This window comes from Actinobacillus suis ATCC 33415 (assembly GCF_000739435.1).
In the GTDB taxonomy this organism is placed as follows: Bacteria; Pseudomonadota; Gammaproteobacteria; order Enterobacterales; family Pasteurellaceae; genus Actinobacillus; species Actinobacillus suis.
Genome location: NZ_CP009159.1, coordinates 1,737,794 through 1,755,515, shown reverse-complemented (window position 1 = coordinate 1,755,515; position 17,722 = coordinate 1,737,794). Strand labels below are relative to the sequence as shown.

Below are 17,722 nucleotides of genomic sequence, written 5' to 3'. Positions count from 1 at the left end.
GTATTTCGTTCAATAAGCGGTGAGATTTTCTAAAAACTTTGCAAATCTAACCGCACTTTATCTATTAACAGAGAGGACACAACGATGAAAAATGTATTAGTGATTTCAGGTCATAGCAACTTATCTCATTCAACAGCGAATGCACGTATTCTCAAACGCTTAGAAAATGAAATTGCCACTGTACAAGTGCGTGATTTAGCAGGGCTTTACGGCAATCAGGATATTGACGTTGCAGCTGAACAAGCGGCGTTAGTGCAAGCGGATGTAGTGGTGTTCCAATATCCTATGCACTGGTACAGCATTCCAGCGATTCTCAAACGCTATTTTGATGATGTGTTTGCCTACGGTTTTGCTTACGGCACCAATGGCGACAAATTACACGGTAAAAAAGTGATTTTCTCATATACGGTTGGTGGCGGAGAAGAGGCTTACAATGGCGAATTGTTCCACCGTTTAGATGACTTACTCGCCCCATTAAAAGACACGGCAAAATTCTCAGGTTTAGTATGGCAAGATCCTGTGCATAGCAGCGGAATGCTTTATATTCCAGGTGTAAGTTCAGAAGACGATTTAGCCCAAGTGCAAGCAAAAGCCGATGAACACGCAGAACGCTTAATCAAACAAATTCAAAGTTTGTAATATAAAAAGGAAAAAATATGATCACTTTACACTATCTAAAACAATCTTGTTCACACCGTATCGTATGGCTACTTGAAGCCTTAGGTTTGGACTACGAACTAAAAATTTATGACCGCTTAGAAGGCACCGGCTTCGCACCGGCAGAACTAAAAGCACAACACCCACTCGGCAAAGCACCAGTGTTACAAGACGGTGATTTAGTGTTAGCGGAAGGTAATGCGATTATCCAACACTTACTTGATCGTTATGATTCTGAAAACCGCTTCACCCCAGCACACAAAACCGATGCTTATTCTAACTATGTTTACTGGTTAGCGATTTCAGCCTCAATGTTCTCAGCGAATTTGTTAGCGTTAGTCTCGAAGAAAGGCGATTTAGGCAACTTCGCCCAATACACTAATGCACAAGTTGGTTTATATTTCAATCACGTAGAAAAATCGTTAGAAGGCAAAAAATGGATTGTCGGCGAACAACTTACTGGCGCAGATTTTGCATTAAGCTTCCCTCTACAATGGGGCTTAAACTATGTGAACAAAGCGGATTATCCAAATATCGCCCGTTACCTCGAACAAATCGAAACCCACCCTGCTTATCTCAAAGCGAATGAAAAAACAGCAGGGGAATTGGAGTTGAGTCGATTTTAATTAATAGATTGCTTGTAAAATATGCCATCTGAGAAGGTATGTCAGATGGCATATTTTAACTATTAAGGTATTTTCTTATTTCAGTTTCTATTTCCAAAATAGATTTTTCAATATTTTCTATTTTTAAGTTAAAATGGTTTTGTTGAAATTTTCTCGTTTCTAATAAATGGTTAGCCAATCTATCAACTTCATTCCAATAAGAAAAATTTAATAATTCAGGCTCTCTAACTGTTTCAAGCAAATAGCCAAAACCTTGCGGTGTTTTTATAGGCTTGATGTCATTAGCAATAACATAAAGCTTGTCATCATTTGTTGCTAGCCAATGTTCTGAAATAGTATATCCATTAGGTAATTTTTCTTTTTTCTCTGTACCAAAACCTATACATCGAATCCAATATGTATCCATTGCTGCATTCATAGCTGATGTTTGTATCGATTCCAAAGTGTTTTTTTCTTTGCAAAAATTATTCTTAATTCGTTTTCTGCGATTACGTATTTCTTCTGGTAAATTATGAATTTCTTTTTCTTCTATATCCCAAAAAGCATATTTAGCGATTTCCATTTCAAATCCGGAAATCATATCTAGATAATAGGAAATACCATATAAATACTTTTCAAATTTTTTAATTCCTGATATATCAGGATCTGATTTATAAATTTGTTGGATAAGTAAATAAGGTAAATAAAAAGAACCTAATGCTTTCTTTTCATCTAACTTGAGATTTGAAAAGATAAATTTTTCTTCATTTTAAATAATTTTTTTATTTGTTGCTAATGGATCATCTTGGTGTCCTTTCCAGAATTTTTTACAAAATAAATTATATGCTTTTCGAGCATTAGGGATATAACAGCTTGGCATTTCATTCAATCCTAATGCAGCTATAGCTATATTAGGGCATTCATTAAGCAATCTATATAACGGATATAAACCAACATCTTTTACATTATATAATGTAGCTTGTTCGGTTAAACGTTCCATACGTTGAATAGTACAATTATCCAAACTTATTTGGATAGCTTCTTTGAAATACGCCTTTAATTTTACATAGGAAATTAAAAAATCAATATTATCACTACCAAAATTTGGAGTGTATATTCTCATTTCATTATTAGGCATAGATTATCTCCTATATTATGTATTTTGATCCGAGAAATATTTGATAGTCATGGTTAGATTTGATAAAAATTTTACAAACGCTGGGGCAGATGATGTGGACGATTTGAACGTCACTATATAACTGACAAATGCATATTACTATTTTAATGCCATAAATCACCTCCAAACACCTTCCAAAACGGTAAAATCTCAATGACTTTATTTTCTACAATGAGTTTATCTTCTTGGTCAAAAGTCATAATTAACCCTTTATCAAAATGAAAGAAATTCATTGCATCGAGTAAGCCGTCTCGTTCACGTGCGATATTTTCTGAATTCAGTTGCCAGCAGACTTGAATCAGTTGTACAGGCTGGCTATTTTTGCATACAACAAAATCACATTCTTTATTATTTTCATTGTAGTAATACAATTCTGAAAATTGGCGTCTGAGTTCCCAAAATATCGCATTTTCTAGCTTTCTGCCGAGATCTTGATTGAAAGATGGACTAATCACTCGCTGTAAACCATTATCTATAAAATAAGCTTTGCGAGGGTTGGCAAGTTGCGTTTTGTAGGAGTAGGAGAACTTCGGCAATAAACTAATAACATACGCTTGTTCTAAATGTGAAAGATATTCTTGCACGGTAGCAGTGCTTTTAACTTCAAGACTTTGTTTGAGCTTTCCAGCCGTAATTAAATTGCCAACATTTCCTGCTAAAAACATAAGTAAGCGTTTCATTGCTCGTTCATCTCGAATGCCAAAGCGTACTACAATGTCTCGATACAAAATATCGTTAATCAAAGCATTTAAAATTTCATCTTCATTAAATTGTAAGTATTGTGGAAATCCACCCAGAGTTAAGAAATCAGAGACAGCTTCGGCATTTTTTTCTTTTTCAAGAAATTCGCAAAACTCTACAAATGAGAAGGGGAAAAGCTCTTTACTGATATGTCGTCCAGTCAATTTTGTACCAAGTTCATGGCTGAGTAATGATGCATTTGAGCCTGTAACAACAACTTGATAGCCCTGATCAAGTTTGCCTCGCACATAGACTTCCCAACCTTCGATAATCTGAATTTCATCAAAATATAGCGTTTGGATATGTGGATTTTCAGTGATAATCTCATCTAACAATGCAAAGTCATTAAATTCAAAATTGAATAGTTGTGGTGTGTCAAAATTAAGAAACAGATAACTATCTTCACTTTGTTTTTCAATCAGTTGAGTTAGCAGCGTACTTTTTCCGCTGCGGCGAATACCCGAAACAACCAAAGCAAAATTAGGTAATATTTTTATTTTATCCAACATTTGGCGTGGATAAGTTTTCTGTTCTAGTAATCGATTTTTTTGACTTTGAATGGTTTGCTCTATTTCTGTTTTTAATAGCATTTTCACTCTCCTTATAAACTGTTCATTACTATTGAACGAAAGTGTTTGATAGTAATGAACACTATTTTATGCCTAAAACACAAAACCGTCCATTACTAATGAACGAAAGTGTTCGATAGTAATGAACGGTTTTGTTGTTGAGAAATTCTTGTCGCTTATTAGGCAATATGTACGCTGTTTCACCCCCACTCCCCAAAAATTTTCCGCCATTCATTTGGGCTGACGTGGAAGCGTTGTTTGAAATGTTGGCGGAAACTAACCGCACTTTGGAAGCCGATTTGTTCTGCAATTTGTTCGATAGATAGAGTGGTGCTTTCTAGTAAATCCCGAGCTTTTTGCAAGCGGCTGTCAATCAACCATTGGGCGAAGGATTGCCCCGTGGCTTTGCGGAAATGACGAGTAAAGGTGCTGCGGCTCATTGACAAGCGATTTGCAATTTCATCAATAAAATAGACCGCTTGCAGATTTTTGCGAATGTCGTCTAGCAGTTCGTTGATGTTTTCATCAGGTGTTTTGCGTGGAACGGGCTGTTCGATAAATTGTGCCTGACCACCTTCTCGGTGTGGTGGTGTAACAAAAAGCCGAGCTAAATGATTAGCCGTTTTTACACCATAAATTTCCCGCACAATCGCCAAGCAACAATCCAGCCCTGCTGCTGTGCCTGCCGATGTCATCACATTGCCATCTTGCACATAAAGCGCATTCAAATCTAACCGCACTTGCGGAAAACGCTGACTAAAATCGCTCTCTGCCGCCCAATGCGTCGCCGCTTTCTTACCATCTAATAAACCCGAATAGGCTAAAACATAAGCGCCTAAACACAACCCGACAAGCATTGCGCCACGAGCATTGGCTTGTTGCAGCGCCGTTTGCAATGCCGCTGTTGGCATTTCAGCAAAATCATTCCAAGCAGGGACAATGATAATATCAGCGGTTTCAAGCAAACTTAAATCGCTGTCGGCTTGCACTAATGAGCCGCCTGAAAGCGAGATTTCAGGTTGTTCCGCCACAATTTTCAAGTCAAATAACGGCTCATTTGCCAATCCTGTTGCGGAGAATACCATTTGCGGCACGGCAAAATGAAATAAGCTGAAATTTGGGTAAAGGATAAGGGCGACAGTTTTCACGGTGTTTTCATCTCTTTTTCAAAGCGGAACATTTCATCAAGCGGTGAATTTTGTTCGTTTCTAAGGCACTTTCGTATTATCTGCATATTTTACAATAAAAAACGGTCGCAAAACTTTTGGTTTTTCGACCGCTTGTGAATTGAAATTTGTGTTAGAACATTGAACGACCGCTTGCCGTTTTTTCTGGTACGGCTTGAATTACGTCCCAGTGCTCTACGATTTTGCCGTTTTCATCAAAGCGGAAAATATCCACCACCGCTTCGCCTTTATCTTGCGGATTTAAGGTGCTATGAACGTGCAACATCACTAAATCACCTTCCGCCACCACACGTTTGATTTCAGCACGAGATTGCGGATGTTCTTTTAAGAACGGCGCAAATGCGTCCACAAAGGCTTTGCCACCGTCCGCTACGGTCGGGTTGTGCTGTAAATATTCTTTGCCGATGTATTTGTCTGTGCCTTCTTGTACTTTGTGTTTGTTGAACACTAATTCATAAAATTCAAGAGCGTTTTTCTTATTTTGCTCCGGTGTGGTGTGTGCCATTGCCGCTGTTGTGGCTAAAAGTGCGGTTGAAATTACTGCAGTTTTAAGTAATTTTTTCATATTGATTTTCCTTTGCTTGAAGAGTTTCAAATAACCTGTTGCCATTATATTGAAATAAAAAATGGGAAAAAGACTGGTTTCTGAATATAATTGTTTTAAAAATTGAAACAATAAAGGGTAAAAAATGGATAGAATTACCGCAATTCAAGTGTTTTTAATGGTGGCGGAAACCGGCAGTTTTACTGCAACGGCAGAACGATTGGATCTTTCACGTCCGAAAGTTACCCGTGCAGTCGCCCTTATGGAAGAATGGTTTAACGCTCGGCTTTTGCAACGCACCACTCGCCACGTTTCACTGACCGATGCAGGCGAACAAGCGGTCGAATATTGCAAAAAAATGACGGAATTAACCTCAGCTATTGAACAAGATTTTTTAGCTAAACAAGGTGAATTACGAGGCTCGTTGAAAATTGCCTCGAATGCAGCATTTGGTAGCACCCATTTGCTCAATGCGATTCGCACTTTTTTAGCCAAACATCCGAAGCTGAATATTCAACTGATTTTGGCGGATAACACAGTAAATTTAGTTGAAGAGGGGATCGATCTTGCCGTCCGTTTTACTAACAATCCCGATCCAAATGTTGTGGCTCGCCCATTATTCACTTGCCATTCTTTATTAGTGGCAACGCCTGCCTATTTAGCTCAGCACGGCACCATTCACTCACCGCAAGAATTAGCTAATCATCGCTATTTAGCACACGCAAATGTAAACCGAAAAGAGTGGACATTTATCAAAGATGGGCAAGAAACCGTGCTGGAACTAACCAGCCAACTCACCATCAACGACACAGGCGCATTACTTAATTTCACTTTAGCAGACGGTGGCATCGCAATGTTGCCGAAGTATTTTATTGAACAACAGCTCAAAAACAATCAACTACAAATTGTGCTACCCGATTGGCAAATGCCAACTTATCAAGTATACGCCGTCTATCCTTCCCGCCGCCAACTCCCCCAAACCGTCCGCAGCTTTGTGGATTTTTTGGTGGAAGAGTTTGAAGGGAAGGGGGATTGGTAGGGGAAAATTAGCGGAGTTTCATGGATAAGATTTGAAGTGCAGTTGGATTTTTGCAAGTTTTTAGGGGAATTTGACCGCTTGTAAAGTAGGAATGCCGCCTGAAATAAGGTTTCTGACGGCATTTTTAGCACTATTCTTTTTTAGTCGGCATCAAATTTTTTACTTTTTCAATAAAATCCCAGAACTCTTTCTTTTTAAGAACTTCTTCAATTGGAGTTGGTTCTTTATGATTTTTGTCTAAAGTTTCTGCAGGATTTAGAGCAATAGCTTTTAGCATATTATCCATAAGTTTTGGTAAAAGCTCATTTCTATTTTCTTCAGATAATTTTTCTATTTGCTGTTTATAGCTATCGTATGACTTAGCTAATGCTTCTTTATGTGCATACTCCTGCGCTAAGCGCTGTGCTTCATTTCGTCTTCTTGAAACAAATAGAACTAACCAAAGTGCAGGAAGAACAAAAGGCAGTTTATAAATTAAACTATCTAAAATTGCCATTATTCTATTAGATAAGGAAACTTCTTTAACATTAGAAGTCTGATTATTATCTACTTTACTTTCATTATGTGCTAATTCAGTTTTTGTTTTATTGCTAGTTTCAGAACTATCTTTGGGCTCATTACTTTCATTATTTTGAGTTGTAAAGGAAGTAGTAACTTGATTAAGTATATTAATCTCATTTGATTTATTATGTATACAAGTTACTGCAATAATAACTATAAAAAGAATCCCTAAAGCCCAATAGAACCATTTTCCATAATCCTTTACTTCGTTATTGAATTTTTCATACATTTCATGATAAGCACTAGATAAACCAGCAGACGTTGCGCCAGGTAAAAGGTTTTCTATTTGAGTATTAAGTTCTTGATAACGTTCTTGTTGTTGGCGTTTGAACTCATCTAGTTCGTTTTTTCTTATTTCTAATTCATTTTTTAGTCCCCCCTCAAAATCTCCATCTTCATTTTTCTTGCCGAAAATTTGAATATAAAATTCGCTAAGCTCATCTAAAATATGCGAAGAATTTGATTTTAGCGAATGTAATTCTGTATTCTGAGATTTTCCATCTGAAAGGTAATTCTTAATTTGTTCTTTAATACCATCTTTAGGATCAAAAATCTCTTGATGAAATTTTGTTAGTTGAGAGTTTTTCTCTTCAAAATAATTAACTAATGAAGATATTTTTGATTTCACTCCATCTTTTTCAAAGAGTTGTTCACTATATTCAGAAAATTGCTCTCGTTTTTTAGATAAATCACTGACAATTGTTCTAACATCTTGGGATAGGATTTCGGCTTCTTGAGCTGAAGATTTAGCATTAGCTAAATATGATTGAGCATGTTCTAAAATTGTTTCTGAGTATTGATTTAATGCATTCTGTAGTGCCGCTGCTGCTTCTCCTTTATAAAATATAAAAGGCATCAAATCCCTTAGTATAGTATCTAAAGGATCGTCATTAATGCTCTTTATATAAGTAATATTATTTGTTTTTAAATAACGAGTTAAGTTAGATTTAATGGTTGAGATAGGCGTCTTTGTTTTATTCAATACAGACATAGGAACAAAATCAGGATCAACTGCTTTTAACATCTCAGAAATATAAGTAACTACTTTTTTGAAGCGAGCAATTTCATCTCTATCTTCTGTTGATAATCCAGCGGCATTAATTTCACCCACCGATTCTTCTATTTCTTCCCACAAAGAAAGAATTTCTTGATTAAATTTAGTCATGCGAATAGACATATTAAATTCCTTAGCTAATAATTAGACTGATTGAAAAGTAATACATAAGCAGTGTTCACTTTTTAATTTTTTACGAAAACACCCTTCAAAAACTTCCTCAAACTCAAACACTGTACCCCCTCAAACGTATTTCCCTCAAATTCATCCATTGTAACCACATATTTCGGATAGTTGTCTTGGATTTTCAGCAAGTTACCAAATTCTCGTTCCAGTGTTTTTTCTTCGTTGATTGTGAGTGTAGCTTGTACGTAAATGCGTTCACCATTTTTTTCTGCGACAAAATCAATTTCTTGGCTGTTTAATCCGCCGATTTTTACGTCATAGCCTGCGATTTTGAGATGATTGAAAATGGTGTTTTCCAGTAACTTTCCTCGGTCTTGCACTCGGTAACCAATCAGCGCATTACGAAGCCCCAAATCTTCAAAATAGTATTTTTCACCAATCTCAAAAATACGTTTTCCTTCAATGTCATAGCGTGGCACTTTGTGGATTAAAAAGGCATTGGCAAGGTATTCGGCGTAGTTTTGCACCTGTGTGGTGGAAGTGGTAATTTTTTGTGATTTTAAGAAGTCCGAGATTTTTTTTGCGGAAAACAAGTTACCGATATTACTGGCTAAAAATTGCGTCAGTTGTTCCAAAAATTGCACATTGCGTAATGAATAACGATTTACAATATCTCGAATTGCGATGGTGGAATAAATGTTTCGTAAGTATTCAAACACGATGTTGTCTTGCAACGGCAAATCTTTCAAATAAGGCAAACCGCCATATTTTAAAAAAAGCGACATGGCTTTATCGCTGTCTTCTAACTGCATAAATTCTAAAAATTCAAAATAAGAAAGCGGATGTACGTTAATTTCTATCGCCCGTCCGCTTAATGCCCCTGCAATATCTCGTGACAGCAAGTGAGCATTACTACCTGTGCAATATAAATCTAGTTCGTCATCAAGCAGGAGTGAACGTAATGCTTGGTCAAAATCTGTGATTTCTTGGATTTCATCAATAAAAATATAATTTTTCTGACCGCACTTTTTCTGTTCCTGAACAAATGAATTTAGCGTTTCGGCATTTGTGATGTGGCTAAAAGCGAGATCTTCTTTATTGATATAAATGATGTGGGCGTTTCTATCCTCAGCTTGGATCTCTTGCATAATCTGAAACAGTAAGTAGCTTTTGCCAACACGGCGTTGCCCGGTGAAGACTTTAATTAAGCTTTTACCGATAAATGGACGAACTTTTTCTAGATATTTTTTACGATAGACTAAATCTTTTTTCATAACTCTCCCTTAATTTATAATTGATACTATAGTGATAATTTTAAAAGGTTTCAATTATACTTTAAACTTTTTAAGAAATTGCCAAAAGTTTCATTTATAAATGAAATCAAAAGTGCGGTGGATTTTAGCCATTTTATCCCCCAATTAAACTTGACCCGAATCTTTTGTTTTGTGGCAAATAAGTCAATGTTTTTGTTTTGGGGAAATCTGCATAATATCCCCACACCGCAACAAGCGGTCGTTTTTCGGAAAAATTTTACAAAGGATACAATATGAAACTTAAAGCAACTTTATCAGCATTAACATTAGGTTTATTAGTAGCAAACTCAGCATCAGCAATGGAATATCAACACGTTCGTAACGCAACAGCGAAAATCAATTACGCAGGCACAACATTCTTAGTTGATCCATATTTAGCAACGAAAGGTGCTTATGAAGGTTTTGCTGGCACAGTGAACTTTGAAAAACGTAATCCATTGATTGATATGAAACAATCAGCGGAAGATGTGATTAAAGGTGTGCAAGCGGTAATCGTTACTCATACTCACGATGATCACTGGGATAAAGCGGCACAAGAGAAATTACCAAAAGATTTACCGATTTTCGTACAAAATGCGGACGATGCAAAAATCATTCGTGGTCAAGGTTTTAAAGATGTGCGTGTAGTGGGCAACCACACTGAATTTAACGGCGTGAAATTAACACGTGTTAAAGGCGGTCAGCACGGTACAGACGCAATGTACGCAAACCCAATGTTAGCGGAAATGTTAGGTGATGCGATGGGCTTTGTGATGGAAGCAAAAGGCGAGAAAACTACTTATGTTGTGGGCGACACGATTTGGAATCAATCTGTGGACAATGCAATTGCAGATTTCAAACCTGAAGTGATCGTGATGAACACAGGCGATGCTCGTATGATCGAGCCAAAAGGTGGGATTATTATGAGTACCGAAGATGTAGCGAAAATGCGTAAAGTTGCACCAAAAGCAGACATCATCACTGTGCATATGGACGCTGTAAACCATGCAACGGTAAGCACTAAAGATATGCGTGAATTTGTGAAAGCAAAAGGCTTAAAACAAGTTGCAGTGCCAACTGAAGGCGAAACGCTTAAATACTAATTTTATATATACGTCCATTTAACAAGCGGTCAAATTTCGTAAAAATTTTGCGAATTTTGACCGCTTGTTGTTTTATCTGAAAATAACATTTTATTTACAGTACTTTATGTTGGCTTTAAGGATGATGTAACTCTTTATAAATAAAGTAGATTTTGTTGTAAAACTCAGTTTTATGAGTGCTTTTTTTGTTGACTTGCTAAACAGGTGAATAGCTTTCATATATTAGAAATATTACAATTTGCTAACAATTTGTGTATGAAAAACGTACTGAAATTGTTCATCAATTACAATTACAAGAGAAGTCTAATGCAACTTATTCAATCTAAATTTAGGAAATCAAAAATTTCCATTTTGGTCTTATCTACACTTGCCTCTCAAGGCATAAATGCCGGCGTAATGCGCCATGATATTGATGTGCAAACTTATCGTGATTTTGCGGAAAACCGTGGTGTGTTCCAACCGGGGGCAACTAATGTTCCTGTATATAAAACGGACGGAACCCTTTCCGGTACGGTGGCACATATGCCCGATTTTAGTGCAACCAATGATAGCGATACCGGCAAAATGACTTCCTATAACGGCGGTTATTCTACCGTTTTCAATCCAAGCTACGGGATCTCTGTTGCTCACGTTCCTTATACGGATAATCTGACTTGGGCTCGCCGTTTTTATATTCATAATGACGGTACTTTATTTAATGGCTCCGATAAAAACGAAAATTACTATAAGTTAGGTGAAACGACAAAACGTGCAGTGGATAACGAGACGCCGGGGTTCGACTATAAATTTACCCGTTATCGTTCTGTGGTGACGGAAGTTGCCCCGACAGAAATGTTGTCAAGCAGTGAAACTAAAGCATTACTTGGAAAAGCATTAGGACGTGGTGCGCTATTGGCTCGTGCCGGTGGTGGGGTGCAAGTTAAAGCCGTTGACGGCTCTACCGCAGCTGCCGGTTGTGGTGAAGCGGACGGCTGTTACGGCTGGCTTTCAGGCGGTTTAAACCAAATTCTTTGGCATTCAATTTATGGCGAACGAATGACTTATACCTTGGCGATCACTAATGCTGCTAAAACAGCATTAGATATTGGTACTAAAGGTGGAGACAGTGGTAGTCCTGTTTATTGGTGGGATGAAGCAAAGCAAAAATGGTGGCTGATCGCTGCAAACCAAGCCGGTGGCGGTGGTGAGGGTTACGCAAAAGATTCTTATCTGCGCTCGGCACCGGAATGGACGGAAAAACGCATTGCAAGTTACATTGATGCACCGATTAACACCACAAGCACAACTTCATCTATTACTTGGCAAAAGCAAGATACGACAACGGGCGAGGGTAAATTAACCGTTGATGGTAAAGAAGTGACTTATCACAGTTTAGCAACAGTACCGGAAAAAGCGACCGATGCGGAAACACAAGCGATTTGGGCAAAAAGTAAAGATCTTATTTTTGGCGGCCAAGGCGGTACGATCAATGTGACTGACGGTGCTGATATTAATATGGGTGCCGGCTCGCTAACCTTTAATCAAAACTTTATCCTTGGCGGTAACGGGCGCTTAAACAGTGCCGGTTATATTGTAAATAAAGGTGCAACTCTCACCAGTACGTTGACTGGTCAAGCCGGTGATACGTGGCGAAAAATCGGTGAAGGTACGTTCCGTGTACAAGGCAGTAGCAATAATGAAGCGGAATTAAATATCGGTGACGGTACTACTTATCTTGAGCGCCAAAACGGTTATGCGGCAAGTCATATTCGTTTAGCTTCCGGACGTGGAACGGTGGTGTTAAAAGATAAGAACCAGTTAAAAATTACGCAAGATAAAGATCAAACGAATACGGTTGGATTTGCCTTTGGTACACGTGGTGGTATTTTAGATTTAAACGGGACTTCTCCGGAATGGAATGATATTTACCATTTGGATACCGGTGCGACCATTACCAATAATAATGCGAATAAAGCAAGCACCTTCAGCTTTGCGCCGCACAACGGCACGCGTACTTTCTTAGGTGCGTTTAACGATAAAAATGGTGGTACGCTAAATGTGACGTACGCACCGAAAACAAAAAATTCGGAATGGCGTTTAAAAGGTAATTCGGAGATTAAGGGCAATTTTAATCTAACAAGTGGTCAAATTGTGCTTGGAAATTACTATACACCGCACGCAGCAAATTATGTTGATGATACGGACTTTCAATCGGCTAGCTTTAAAGCTGGTAAAGTTGAGATAGCGGATGGCACGAAATTTACCGTTGCGCGCAAAGCGAAAGCGGAAGCTGCATTCAATGTACAAAACAATGCCATTTTAGCGGTAGATACCGTAGTTGGCAGTTTAGATCCTAAACAGCCACAACAAGGTTTACAAGAAGGTGCGGTACTAAACGGTACAGTAACTCTAGCTCAAGGCGCTCAACTGACGTCAGAAGTAGAGAAAGACTTTACCACCACAATTAACGCTGATGTTACTGGAGGTACTTTTACTAAATATGGCAAAGGTACAGCGGCATTAAACGGCAAAAATAGCTTTAATCAAGCACGTATTGAAGAAGGGCAAGCAGATGTTGCCGATATTAAAAGTTTAGGTAACACTGCAGGTGTTTGGCCAATGTCGGAAGCTGGTGTGCTAAATGCAATGGGCAATACTAATAAGGTCAGTGAGATTTTAAATGTGATTGCTAACGATACGCGGGGTGTATTGGCATTTTCGGGTAAGTTAGCCGATTACATTAGTGCCTTTAATGCGAAACCGAATTTATATTTAGGCTCAACAACCACTCTTGAACTCGGTGAAACTAATAAAACGCTCAACAATGATCAGCTTCGCTTAGGTGGTGCAAAGGGTACGGTAACGGTTTTAGGTAATCTGAAACAAGATGCATCATTGGCGATTGGTAATGCAAAACAAACAGGTAAAGTGGTTATTGCTTCGCACAACCCAGATTTTAACGGTACGGTAACGGTCGGTAATGTTGAGTTAGATACGCAATTCGAAGATTCATTAGGTCGCGCACGTATTTCATTAGGCTATGCCGCAATGGCAAATGCGAACCTGATGAAAAATATCAGCCAAGGTAATGAAACCGAAGGGGTATTGTTAGTTAATCAGAAGAGTGATTTAACTCCTTTAGCCAATTATGAGCGTGTAGCTATTGGTGTTAAAGAAGGAGAGAAAGTTACCCTCACGAAGCTGGATGCAACTAAAAGCGGTTATCGCTTTGGCGGTGAAGGTGAGTTAGTGTTAGATACAAAGCTCAGTGGCAATCAGAATCTGACTGTTGATGGGCAAGGCTATTGGGGCGGTGAAATTACTTTAACGCAAGCAAATGATTTTAAAGGCAATATTACCGTTCAAGGTCATCGTGATAAAGCGATAGGCGATATCACTTTAAATATCACTCATGATGCAGCATTAGGTACAGGCAATACATTAAATCTGTTAAGAAACGGTTTGCTTAAGTTAAATGCAAACACTAGCGTTGAGTTAGGGCAGAATGATGCTTCTGCGGCGATTAAAAATACGACAGATACTGTTCGTAAGCTAGAACTTACGACTACATCTGGTGAAAAAGTCGCACCATTCGGTTCGTTTGAACATCTTACTAAAACGCTTTCGGCGGCACTGAGCGGTAAGCTTCATTTAGTTAAAGCCGGAGAGGGCAATTTACGCCTAGCGACAAATGGATCGGATTTAACGAATGTGGATATTAACCAAGGAATGTTAAGCCTTGAGCACGCACAAGCGGTTGGAGCTGATACTCAGATTACGGTTAATAATGATGCGATCTTAAATACCGGTGCTCAATCTGCGGGTAATGTCGTATTGAATACGAATGGCTCTCGTACGTCATTGCTTTCAACTGTTAAGGGGATTGCAACATTAAATAGCTTAACGTTAGCTAAAAACAATCAGTTAATTGATTTCAATGATGTTGCAAAAACTGCAAGCGCAGCGAAAAAAGAACGCTCGTTCTATGTGAAAAATTTTGACTTTAACGGCAACACGCTTACGTTACAAAATGCGGATTTAGTCTTAAATAGCAAAGTCGTTGATAGTAGTAAAACCGCGGGTAAATTAGTATTAAATGCAGCAAGTGCCTCGGCAAATAGTCAAGCAGCCGGCTTCTTTGATGCTCAAGGTACACTTGAATTAACCAATGGTTCAGTATTGGATTTGCGTGATTATTCAAATGCAAAAGGTACGGCGAAGAAAGAGGTGATTTTAAATAATAGCTCAATCGGCGTATCTCACTGGGCATGGAACGGTGGTGGCGGAGCAAGTAATTTCAATAACAATATTACTTTCATTGGCAACAGCAGTTTACGTAATAGCAACGGTGGCTTTGGTACGAAGGTGACTTTCAGCGGCAATCTTGCCGGTGAGAAAAATGCGGTGACGCAAATTGCGGGGCATATTCCAATTGCATTAACCGGAGATATCAGTAAGTTCTACGGCAAATTTAGCTTAGCGCATAAGTTACTTGAAATTGATGGCGTAGACGGACAAATAGTGAATGCCGGCTTTACTCAAAATACCAATGCGAGAAATCATGGCTTTGTGCATTCGCAAAATAAATCATTGATTCTTGCCGGTGACAACAGAGATTTTACTGGTTCAATTAACCAAACATCGGCAAGCGGTAAGCTGACATTACGTGGCGCTCAAGCAATGCCTGTACTGGCTTCGGAATTGAATGCACAAGCGGGCGAATTTATTTTTGATCTTGCAAAAGATGAACAAATCACGCTTGACCCGAAACGTAGCGGAGCAGGTACATTCGTGAAAGCCGGTGCAGGAGTATTACGTTTTGCTAATACGAATAATACCTTCAGCGGTGATTATCGAGTGGAGAACGGCACATTAGCATTAGCGAATACAGCGACAGTTGCAAATGCAAAATCGATTTCGGCACAAAAAGACGCCACATTACAATTAGATTTCAATAGTACTGAGCAAGTTAATTTTAATTTGATTGGCGCCGGAAACCTATTAAAAACAGGTTCGGCGGCTGCGACATTTAAGCAAGATATGTCATACACCGGTTTAACGACGATTGATACAGGCTCGCTTGCAACCAAGAATCTTGCCGGAACATTACAAGTGAATCCGCAAGGCGTGTTTTATATGGCACAACAAGCGGTCGAAATTGCTGGAAATCTTGTAAATAAAGGCTTGGTTTATTTGAATAGCCAAACGGGTACGTCTGTTGAAGATAGATTACGTGTTGGTGGTAACTATGTGGGCGAACGAGGTAGCCGTCTAGTGTTTGATACCACATTATATGACGACAATTCGGCGACTGATAAATTAATGATTAACGGTGATGCTAAGGGGCAATCAACTCTCTCAGTACGTAATTTCAACGGGAAAGGGGCTTTGACGCCAGTTGGGATCAACTTAATTAATATTAAAGGTCAGTCTGAGGCGCAGTTTAATTTAGATCAGCGTTATACCGCCGGTGCATTTGAGTATGTTTTATTAAAACAAATGCAAGGCAGCGAGGCTAATTGGTTGTTAACCAGCGTGATCCCTAAACAGAACGGCGCAGGTGTAATAGCAAATAAACCAATGGCAGCAACTCCGCTTCTTCAGTCGAAAGGCACAGGGGTTACAGCAGATAAACCGACAGCGGCAACACCGATTGTTCAGTCGAAAGGCACAGGGGTTACAGCAGATAAGCCGACAGCGGCAACACCGGTTATTCAGTCGAAAGGCACAGGTGTTACGGCGGATAAATCGACAGCTGCAACACCGGTTATTCAGTCGAAAGGCACAGGGGTTACAGCAGATAAACCGACAGCAGCGACACCGGTTATTCAGTCGAAAGGCACAGGAGTTACAGTAGATAAACCGATAGCGGCAACACCGGTTGTTCAGTCTAAAGGTTCGGGAGTTACAGTGCTTAAACCAACGGCGACAGCTTCAGCCGCTATTCAATCAAAAGGTTTGAGCGTAACGGCAGATCAAACAGCAATGCCAATCGTTCAGTCGAAAGGCACAAGTGTCACAGCGGATAAGCAGACTGCCACCACTCCGGTTATTCAGTCGAAAGGTACGAGTGTTACAGCAGATAAACCGACAGCTGCAACACCGGCTACCCAAGCTAAAGGGGATAGCGTGACTGTAGCGGAAAAAGCTACGGCAGAATTGCCGGTTATGCAGCCGGAGCCGACACAACGTATTTTACGTTCCGAAGTTGGCGCATACTTAGCACAACTAGATCCTAAACATAAACTGAACGAGTTTATGGAGAATAATAACGGTCAAAGTGTTTGGTTGAGTGCTTTCGGTGAACAAGCAAAATCCAATGTTGAAGCAAGTCAACAACTTGAGGTGAAATCTAATTCAACAGGTATTAATATCGGTGCGAATCTATTTACTGCGCGAAATTGGCGTACCGGTGTGTTATTAGGGGCAGAGAAACAAACGTTATCGGTTGACCCAACTTATACCGTTTATAAATCGACCGGAAAATCTACCGTATTAAATGCTGGGTTTTTTGCACAATATGCTCAAGATGAAGGCGTTCAATTTAGTAGTAGTGCCGTTTATCATTGGGATAAGCACCAAGTGAAAAGTGAGGGATTCCGAGACGACTATCATAGTAAAGGTATTTCGGTAAATACCGCTTTGGGCTATCGTTTTATTATGTGGGATAAACAAGACTTTGAATTAGGGTTAATGCCAAAAGTTATGTATAACTTAGAGAGTAATCGTATGGCTGCTCATCGTGATATGCACGGAAATCAGTTGTCTTCAACAGGGCTTTCTCAAGAGGTAGGGACCGGTATCACGTTGAGTGTAGGGACAAATAATGTCACCTTTAGTACCAGTGTCGATTATTATAAGCCTACGGAAAAAGCGAAGTTGAACATCAATGAGACTGCGTTCACTGCTTTAAGTCAACCGCATGCGGAAAGTCATACTCGTTTACAATGGCAGATGATACCAAATGTCTCTCTACAAACAGACTTTAAGAAACGTTTCGGTAATGAGCGTAACCGTGAGGTATCGGCAAGTTTGAATTATAGTTTCTAACGTCTCTAATCAGAAAACCCGGCTTTGGCCGGGTTTTC

The 17,722-nt window shown here is 39.1% G+C and carries 12 protein-coding genes; 5 read left to right on the top strand and 7 right to left on the bottom strand.

Annotation, left to right across the window (positions count from 1 at the left end):
* Positions 1-84: 84 nt before the first annotated feature.
* Together ASU1_RS07955 and ASU1_RS07950 are read left to right on the top strand one after the other, a co-directional pair.
* Positions 85-639 (top strand): NAD(P)H-dependent oxidoreductase, encoded by a 555-nt coding sequence (locus ASU1_RS07955; RefSeq protein WP_014992240.1) that lies wholly within the window; start codon positions 85-87, stop codon positions 637-639.
* A gap of 17 nt (positions 640-656) precedes the next feature.
* Positions 657-1,283: a glutathione S-transferase family protein gene (locus ASU1_RS07950; protein WP_014992239.1), complete on the top strand. Its 627-nt coding sequence runs from the start codon at positions 657-659 to the stop codon at positions 1,281-1,283.
* A gap of 55 nt (positions 1,284-1,338) precedes the next feature.
* Here ASU1_RS07950 and ASU1_RS07945 read toward each other — a convergent pair whose 3' ends face one another.
* From ASU1_RS07945 to ASU1_RS07925, 5 genes are all read right to left on the bottom strand, one after another.
* Entirely contained in the window at positions 1,339-1,845 is a 507-nt protein-coding gene (locus ASU1_RS07945) for a hypothetical protein (RefSeq protein ID WP_039195374.1), read from the bottom strand.
* Between the two features lie 186 nt (positions 1,846-2,031).
* Entirely contained in the window at positions 2,032-2,400 is a 369-nt protein-coding gene (locus ASU1_RS07940) for a hypothetical protein (RefSeq protein WP_039195372.1), read from the bottom strand.
* 143 nt (positions 2,401-2,543) lie between these two features.
* A complete protein-coding gene (locus tag ASU1_RS07935; RefSeq protein WP_014992238.1) occupies positions 2,544-3,770 on the bottom strand; it encodes an ATP-binding protein in 1,227 nt (408 codons plus the stop codon).
* Positions 3,771-3,949: 179 nt separating this feature from the next.
* The gene (locus ASU1_RS07930) at positions 3,950-4,897 is read right to left on the bottom strand and encodes a GlxA family transcriptional regulator (RefSeq protein ID WP_014992237.1); all 948 of its coding nucleotides are present in this window, start codon (positions 4,895-4,897) and stop codon (positions 3,950-3,952) included.
* 151 nt (positions 4,898-5,048) lie between these two features.
* On the bottom strand, positions 5,049-5,501 hold the full coding sequence (locus ASU1_RS07925; protein ID WP_014992236.1) for a nuclear transport factor 2 family protein: 453 nt from the start codon (positions 5,499-5,501) through the stop codon (positions 5,049-5,051).
* Between the two features lie 124 nt (positions 5,502-5,625).
* Here ASU1_RS07925 and ASU1_RS07920 point away from each other — a divergent pair, with 124 nt between their 5' ends.
* Complete coding sequence (locus ASU1_RS07920; protein WP_014992235.1) at positions 5,626-6,519, top strand: LysR family transcriptional regulator; 894 nt, start codon at positions 5,626-5,628, stop codon at positions 6,517-6,519.
* 130 nt (positions 6,520-6,649) lie between these two features.
* Here ASU1_RS07920 and ASU1_RS07915 read toward each other — a convergent pair whose 3' ends face one another.
* Positions 6,650-8,257 carry a hypothetical protein gene (locus ASU1_RS07915; RefSeq protein ID WP_014992234.1) on the bottom strand — a complete coding sequence of 536 codons (1,608 nt, stop codon included), beginning with the start codon at positions 8,255-8,257 and terminating at the stop codon, positions 6,650-6,652.
* A 62-nt stretch (positions 8,258-8,319) separates the two neighbouring features.
* Entirely contained in the window at positions 8,320-9,534 is a 1,215-nt protein-coding gene (locus ASU1_RS07910; protein WP_014992233.1) for an ATP-binding protein, read from the bottom strand.
* A 272-nt stretch (positions 9,535-9,806) separates the two neighbouring features.
* Between ASU1_RS07910 and ASU1_RS07905 the strand changes: the two genes are divergently transcribed.
* Positions 9,807-10,655 (top strand): MBL fold metallo-hydrolase, encoded by an 849-nt coding sequence (locus ASU1_RS07905; protein WP_014992232.1) that lies wholly within the window; start codon positions 9,807-9,809, stop codon positions 10,653-10,655.
* Between the two features lie 306 nt (positions 10,656-10,961).
* Positions 10,962-17,684, top strand: coding sequence for a S6 family peptidase (locus ASU1_RS07900; RefSeq protein ID WP_039195369.1), 6,723 nt, complete (start codon positions 10,962-10,964; stop codon positions 17,682-17,684).
* Positions 17,685-17,722: the final 38 nt, after the last annotated feature.

Coding starts and splice junctions, on each gene's coding strand:
- ASU1_RS07900 (WP_039195369.1), top strand. CDS start 10,962: ATGCAACTTATTCAATCTAAATTTAGGAAATCAAAAATTTCCATTTTG.
- ASU1_RS07905 (WP_014992232.1), top strand. CDS start 9,807: ATGAAACTTAAAGCAACTTTATCAGCATTAACATTAGGTTTATTAGTA.
- ASU1_RS07910 (WP_014992233.1), bottom strand. CDS start 9,534: ATGAAAAAAGATTTAGTCTATCGTAAAAAATATCTAGAAAAAGTTCGT.
- ASU1_RS07955 (WP_014992240.1), top strand. CDS start 85: ATGAAAAATGTATTAGTGATTTCAGGTCATAGCAACTTATCTCATTCA.
- ASU1_RS07950 (WP_014992239.1), top strand. CDS start 657: ATGATCACTTTACACTATCTAAAACAATCTTGTTCACACCGTATCGTA.
- ASU1_RS07925 (WP_014992236.1), bottom strand. CDS start 5,501: ATGAAAAAATTACTTAAAACTGCAGTAATTTCAACCGCACTTTTAGCC.
- ASU1_RS07915 (WP_014992234.1), bottom strand. CDS start 8,257: ATGTCTATTCGCATGACTAAATTTAATCAAGAAATTCTTTCTTTGTGG.
- ASU1_RS07940 (WP_039195372.1), bottom strand. CDS start 2,400: ATGCCTAATAATGAAATGAGAATATACACTCCAAATTTTGGTAGTGAT.
- ASU1_RS07920 (WP_014992235.1), top strand. CDS start 5,626: ATGGATAGAATTACCGCAATTCAAGTGTTTTTAATGGTGGCGGAAACC.
- ASU1_RS07935 (WP_014992238.1), bottom strand. CDS start 3,770: ATGCTATTAAAAACAGAAATAGAGCAAACCATTCAAAGTCAAAAAAAT.
- ASU1_RS07945 (WP_039195374.1), bottom strand. CDS start 1,845: ATGGAAATCGCTAAATATGCTTTTTGGGATATAGAAGAAAAAGAAATT.